This window comes from Kitasatospora sp. NPDC087861, from assembly GCF_044742585.1.
Lineage (GTDB): Bacteria > Actinomycetota > Actinomycetes > Streptomycetales > Streptomycetaceae > Kitasatospora.
In genome coordinates this window covers 1-6,695 of the sequence record NZ_JBIUUS010000039.1, presented here as the reverse complement: position 1 = coordinate 6,695, position 6,695 = coordinate 1, and the positions used below count along the sequence as shown (strand labels likewise).

The window sequence follows — 6,695 nt, the reverse complement described above, 5'->3', positions numbered from 1 at the left end:
CGAGCCAGCCAGCCAGCCAGCCAGCCAGCCAGCCAGCCAGCCAGCCAGCCAGCCAGCCAGCCAGCCAGCCAGCCAGCCAGCCAGCCAGCCAGCCAGCCAGCTCCGCCACGCCTCGCTGCACGTCACCGCGCCGGCACCGCGCCCCCTCCGGATGCGCCGAGGTGCTGTTCGCCGTCCGCTCGGCCGCCGCGCTGCACCGGCTCCTCGACCTGCTGCCCGTCTTCGAGGGTGACGACCGGGTCCGCTGCCGGTTCACCCTCGTCCCCGGGTCGGAGTTCGGCACCGACGCGCTCGCGGCCGTCGACACCGCCGGAGCCCGGTGCATCCCGTGGGACGAGGCCGTCGCCGCCCGGCACGACCTGATCCTCACCGCGAGCCCCAAGGGCGACCTCGGCGACCTGCGCGGCCACCAGGTGCTGCTGCCGCACGGCGCGGGCTTCAACAAGGCACTGCCCGAGGAGGGTTCGCCGGAACTGCCGTCCGGTCTCGACCCCGCGTTCCTGCTCCGCGGCGGCCACCCGACCGCCACCCTGCACGCCCTCGCCCACCCCGCCCAGGTCGAGCGGCTGGCCGCCCGGCTCCCCTCCGCCCGGCATCACGCCTTCGTCGCCGGCGACCCGACGCTCGACCGGATCCTGGAGTCGCTGGACCGCCGCGACGCCATCCGCTCCGCACTCGGCACGGGCGGGCGACGGCTGGTGGTGCTCTCCTCGACCTGGGGCCCGCAGTCGCTGCTCGCCCGCCGGCCCGACCTGCCCGCCGAACTCGCCGCCCGTCTGCCGTACGACGGGTACCAGCTGGCCCTGATCGTGCACCCCAACGAGTACAGCCGCACCGGCGCCTTCGACCTCGCCCGCCGCCTGCGGCCCGCCCTGGACGCCGGTCTGGTGCTCGCCGCTCCGTACCAGGAGTGGGCGGCGCTGCTGGTCGCCTGCGACGTCGTCGTCACCGACCACGGGTCGGTGGCGCTCTACGCCGCCGCCCTCGACCGGCCCGTGGTCGCCGGTTGCGACGGCGCGGGCGAACTCGTCCCCGGCAGCCCGATGGCGCACCTGCTCGCCGCCGTCCCCCGCCTGGACGTCGACACGGCCCCGACCGCCCTCGCCGAACCGGCCGGGCCCCCGCGCACCCGCCGCTTCGCCGACCAGGCCTTCGCCCTCACCGGGGAGTCCCTGGACACCCTGCGCCCGGAGCTCTACAAGCTCCTCGGGCTCGTCCCGCCGCCCCACCCCGTCCAGCCCCGACCGCTGCCGGTGCCGACGCCCGAGCGGGCCCCACACGCCCCGGCCGCGTTCGCCGTCCGGGCCGGGGTCGGGAACGGGCGGATCACCGTGGACCGGCTCCCGCCCTGGACGGACCTGCCCTTCCACCACCGCGCCGCCGAACACGGCCGCGCCGGAACACGCCAACTCCAGAGCGCCGCACTGCTCTACCGCCGCGCCGACCGCCCAGCCCCCTCGCCGGGCTGGCACCACGAGTACCGGACGGCCGCCGACTGGACGGCCGAGGCCTTCGACGAGTACCCGAACTGCCGGACGGCGGCGGTGGTCCTCTCCCCCACCCTGTGCCTCCTGCGCCGCGACGCCGGTGTCCCCTTCACCGCCCGCATCGAGCCCGCCCGCACCGGCACCCGCACCCGCCTCACCGACCCCGCCGCCGCGCTCTCCGCCGTCCACACCTGGCTCGCCACCCACCCCGGCCCGGACCACCCCCTCCCCGCCACCCTCACCGCCCTCCTCGGCGGCACCGCCCACCGCGTCCGCCTGCAACCCGCCACGGCGGCGGAGCTGGACCACCCGGCCTGAGCCCCACGCTCACCAGACCCGCGCCATCCGCCCGGAGCGCAGGCGTGGCGGCGCGCGGCAGCGCCTACCCGCCGCTGCGGAGGCGGGTCGCCTCGGTGCGGTAGGCCTCCGCCGTGTCCGGGTCGCCGAGCTCCTCGTGGAAGGTGGTGAGGGTGTCGAGGACGCGGAGCTGGTCGGTGGTGGACTGGCGGGCGCGGGCACTGATGAGGGCGTGCTGGTAGAGGGGCGCGGCCTCGGCGTGGCGGCCGGCCCCGCGCAGGGCGGTGGCGAGTTCGTAGGCGGTGCGGGCGGACATGCGGTCGCGGCGCAGGGCGGTGGCGGTGGTGTGGGCCTCGGTCAGGAGGGCGATGGCGCGGTCGGGCCGGCCGAGGGCGACGGCGGCGCGGCCGAGGAGATAGGTCTGGAGCATGACGCCGTAGGGGTTGTCGATGGCGAGGTGCTCTTCGCGGGCGGCCTCGAAGTCGGGGACGGCGGCGGCCCAGTCGCCCTGGACGGAGGCGAGTTTGCCGCGGAACTCGACGGCGGAGGCGCGCAGTTTGCGCTCGTCGGGAGTGTCGCCGAGCAGCCGGGCCCGGGCGACGGCGATCCGCAGGTGCTCCGCCGCCTCCTGGTAGCGGCGCTGTTCCCAGAGGGGCCGGGCGAGTTGGCAGTGCATGCGGACGACCGCGAGCGGGTCGTCGGCGCGGTCGGCGGAGGCTGCGCCGCGGCCGAAGGCGTCGATGGCGTCGGCGTAGTGCTGGTGGTCGAGGAAGTGGGTCCAGAGGGGTTCGCAGAGGGCGACGGCGTCGGCGTCGAGGCCGTCCTCGTGGGCGATGCGGACGCAGCCGTAGAGGGCCAGGTGTTCGCCTTCGAGCCAGTGCATGGCCTGGTGCGGGTCGGCGAGCGGGATGTCGGGGACCTCGGCGAGTGCGGGTTCCTCGGCGGCGGGGCGGGCGACGGTGAGGCGCGGGCCGGCGGCGAGGAGGTCGGCGCGGGCGGCCTGGCGCCGGTACCAGCGGACCAGGCGGCGCCGGACGGCGGCGGTGTCCTCCGGGTCTCCCGCGGCCCGCCGCAGGGCGTGGCCGCGCAGCAGGTCGTGCTGGTGGAGGCCGTCGGGCCGGGGGTGGAGGAGGCCGGCCTGTTCGAGTTCGTCGAGGGCGTCCTCGGCGGGGTCCGGGCCGGTGCCGAGGAGGGCGGCGGCGGCCTGGACGGTGATGACGGGGCCGGGGTGGTGGGGCAGCAGCCGGTAGAGCCGGGCGGCGCCGGGGGTGAGGCTCGCGTAGGCGGCGTCCCAGACGGCTTCGACCATGGAGACGCCCTCCCGGTGGAGTTCGGCGGTCAGTTCGTCGATGAGGCGGCGAAGTTCGCGGTGGCGGTGTTTGCGGACCCAGCGGCCGGCGACCTGGAGCGCGGCGGGCAGACCGGCGCAGCGGCGGGCGAGTTCGGCGGTGGCGTCCGGGTCGGCGGCGAGCCGGGGGTCGGCGACGGTGGCGTGGAGCAGGCCGGTGGCGTCCTCGCCGGTGAGCGGACCGAGGGGGAGTTCGACGGACCGGGTGCCGTCGAGGTCGTGGAGCCGGCCGTGGCTGGTGACGATGACGACGGCGGAGGCCGAGGCGGGGAGCAGGGGCAGGACTTCGGCGCCGCTGCGGGCGTTGTCGAGGACGAGGACGAGGTGCTTGTCCTGGGTGGCGGCCCAGTAGTGGCGGCGGCGGTCGGCGTACCCGGGTGGCAGCGGGACGGCCGGGGCGAGGTCGTGGGCGAGCTTGCCCAGGGCGTCGGCGACCTCGACGGCGCCCTCGCGGCGCAGGTCGTCGAGGTCGAGGTGGAGGATGCCGTCGGGGCAGCGACCCCGGCCGCGCAGTTCGCGGGCGAGCTGGAAGCCGAGGGCGGTCTTGCCGATGCCGCCCATGCCGCTGAGGGCCACGAGGAGGGGGCCGCCGGTCTCGGCGCCGTCCGCGGCGGCGGCGAGGACCTGGGCCTGTTCGCCGGTGCGGTCGGCGAAGTGGCCCAGGCCGGGCGGCAGCTGCCAGGGGACGGCGGGCGGCGCTGCGGGGTGCACGTGCAACTGCCCGATGGTGTGCGCCTGCACGATGGCACCGGCGTGCACCTGCCCGTCCACCCTGTTCGTGTTCTCCTTGGCCACCCGTCAACTCTAAGGCGTGTCCGGCAGCCACGCCCTTGCCTGTCGGGCGAGCCGGGCGGCTTGACCGTTTTGGGGTTGACCACCCCTCCCGAACAGGTCTATACCAGTGACAGCCTTCGGCAACTACCCCCGGCCGGCGGCCCGTTCCGGTCTGCGCGCCACCCCCACCTCCGGCGTGAGCAGTCCCCTCCCCCACTGCCGTCAAGCCTGGAAAGGCCTTCGATGGAACGCGCTCTTCCCCCACGCCCCGTCACCGCCACCACCGCCCCGAACCCGCCGGGGCGCCGCCGCCCGCGCCGGGCCGCCGTCGCCGTGGCCGGGGTGCTCGGCCTGGTCGCCGGGGGTGTCGCCGCGCTGGCGGGCACCGGCTCCGCGGCCGCCGACACCACGACCGGCCTCGGCAGCAACTGGTACGCCTCGGCGCCGTACCTGATGCCCGAGGACAACAGCCCGCCGGACGCCGCGGCGGTGATGGACGCCACCGGGCAGAAGGCCTTCCAGCTGGCGTTCATCCTGGCCCAGGGCAACAGCTGTTCGCCCTCCTGGGGCGGCACCTCCTCGATCGACACCGACACCACCATGCCCGGCGTCATCCAGACCATCCGCGGCAAGGGCGGGGACGTCTCGGTGTCGGTCGGCGGGTACGGCGGCACCAAGCTCGGCCAGGTCTGCGGCACGCCGGAGGCGACCGCCGCCGGGTACCAGAAGGTGATCACCAAGTACCAGCTGAAGGCGGTCGACTTCGACCTGGAGGAGCCGGAGTACGAGAACACCGCGGCGATCCACAACGAGATCGGCGCCGCCCGGATCCTCCAGCAGAACAACCCCGGGCTGTACGTCTCGATCACCACCGCCGGGACGAACGCGGGCACCGGCTGGTTCGGCACGCAGATGCTGAACGAGGCCAAGTCGCAGGGCTTCACGCCGAACAACTTCTCGATCATGCCGTTCGACGGCGGGTTCAACGGCGCGGCCGCACAGACCGACGCGCTGGTGAAGTTCAACCAGATCCTGCAGACCACCTTCGGCTGGTCCGAGGCCACCGCCTACGCCCACGAGGGCGTGTCGATGATGAACGGCCGCACCGACGCCGCCGAGTACTTCCGGCAGGCGGACTTCCAGACCGTGCTGGACTTCGCCACCGCGCACAACCTGGCCCGGTACACCTACTGGTCGGTCAACCGGGACCGGCAGTGCCCGGGCCCGGTGGACCCGGGGCTGTCCGGCTCCTGCTCCAGCGTGGCGCAGAACGACTGGGACTTCACCAAGTACACGGTGAAGTTCGCCGGGGCGACCCCGCCCACCACCCCGCCCACCACGCCTCCGACCACCCCGCCGACGACTCCCCCGACCAGCCCGGGGGCCTGCACCGACCCGGCATGGAGCGCGAGCACCACGTACACCAACGGGAGCAAGGTCTCCTACGGCGGCCACAAGTACCACGCCAAGTGGTGGACGCTGAACGAGGTGCCGAGCGCCAGCGGCCAGTGGGGCGTCTGGGGCGACGACGGCCCCTGCTGACGGTCCCGTGGACCGGACCGCGCGGGGCCCGGGACATCGCGCCCCGAGCCCCGCGCGGTGAGCTGTTCGCCCTGCCGGGCCGACGCCGCGCGGCGCCCCGCGGGCACCCGACGCCCCCGCGGTCGACTCGGCGGGGGCGTCGCGTCCGGGTTCGCCGAGCGGTCAGGCCAGGCCGAGCCCGGCGTCGGGCGTCCGGCCCTGCTGTGCCTGCTCGATCCGCTTGACCAGCATCACCGCGAACCGCCGGGCCGCGGCCACGTCGGCCGGCCCGCCCTCGGTGGTCACACTGGCCACCACGGTGCCCGAGCGCAGCACGATGCCGATGCCGTCGCTGCCGGCCAACGGGCCCTGGAAGGCCTGGCTCTCACTGCCCAGCACCGGTGTGTCGACCTGCTGGAACGGCCCGCTGGTGTACGACGCGTACGTCTCCTTGAGCCGGTTCTTCGCGGCGTCGCGGTTCGGCAGGGTCTCGACGATGAAGCGGGTGACCAGGTCTCCCGAGGAGAACCGGACCGACCCGCTGAGCGGCTTGCCGGTGCACGGTGCGGACGCGGTGCAGGTGGTGGCGTGGTCGGCGGTGTCGACCTTGCGCTTCTCCTCCCCCCACCCCGCCATCGCCTTCGCGTCCGGCAGCACCTGGCCGACCAGCTTGTCGTCCAGCAGCACCGCCTCCAGGTCCGCCCCGGGCGTGGCCGCACCGGCCGGCGGCGGCACGGGCGCCCCGCTGCCGGCGCCCCCGCCGGCAGCCGGCGCCGAGGGCTGCGCCGAGGCCGCCCCCGTCCCGGCGGCGGGCGCGGACGCGCCGACCGCCGGCGCACCGGCCGTCCCCGCCGCCGGACCCGCCGACCCCGCCACCGCCGAACTCGCCGCCCCTGCCCCGCTCTTGACGGCTTCCGACCCCCCGGACGAGTGCCCGGACGAGCCCCCCGAGGAACACCCGGCCAGCACCCCCGTCAGCACCCCGACCGCCACTACGGCCGCCACCCGCCGACCAGCCATCCCCATCGCCCGCTCCCTCCGGATGTCCGTGACCCCTCAAGATAGCCGCCGCCCCCACGCCGCCCGCGCCCGGGTGCGCGCTCGACCAGGCACGGAGCGGACGGCGGGGCGAACGGCAGGGCGGAGAGCAGACGGCGGCGGGGGGGGGGCCCCCCGGGGGGCCCCCCCCCCCCCCGCCCCCCCCCCGGGCGGGCTGATTAACCCCGGGGGGGGGGCCGGGTCGGGGGGGCCACCACCCGCCCGACAGG

The 6,695-nt window shown here is 76.0% G+C and carries 4 protein-coding genes; 2 read left to right on the top strand and 2 right to left on the bottom strand.

The window, feature by feature from the left end:
• Positions 1–161 precede the first annotated feature (161 nt).
• The gene (locus tag ACIOJE_RS34640) at positions 162–1,805 is read left to right on the top strand and encodes a translation initiation factor 2 (protein WP_400781752.1); all 1,644 of its coding nucleotides are present in this window, start codon (positions 162–164) and stop codon (positions 1,803–1,805) included.
• A gap of 64 nt (positions 1,806–1,869) precedes the next feature.
• Here ACIOJE_RS34640 and ACIOJE_RS34635 read toward each other — a convergent pair whose 3' ends face one another.
• Positions 1,870–3,927, bottom strand: coding sequence for a tetratricopeptide repeat protein (locus tag ACIOJE_RS34635; protein ID WP_400781749.1), 2,058 nt, complete (start codon positions 3,925–3,927; stop codon positions 1,870–1,872).
• Positions 3,928–4,149: 222 nt separating this feature from the next.
• Between ACIOJE_RS34635 and ACIOJE_RS34630 the strand changes: the two genes are divergently transcribed.
• Positions 4,150–5,448 carry a carbohydrate-binding protein gene (locus ACIOJE_RS34630; RefSeq protein ID WP_400781747.1) on the top strand — a complete coding sequence of 433 codons (1,299 nt, stop codon included), beginning with the start codon at positions 4,150–4,152 and terminating at the stop codon, positions 5,446–5,448.
• Between the two features lie 162 nt (positions 5,449–5,610).
• Here the strand turns inward: ACIOJE_RS34630 and ACIOJE_RS34625 are convergent, their stop codons facing one another.
• Complete coding sequence (locus tag ACIOJE_RS34625; protein ID WP_400781745.1) at positions 5,611–6,453, bottom strand: hypothetical protein; 843 nt, start codon at positions 6,451–6,453, stop codon at positions 5,611–5,613.
• Positions 6,454–6,695: the final 242 nt, after the last annotated feature.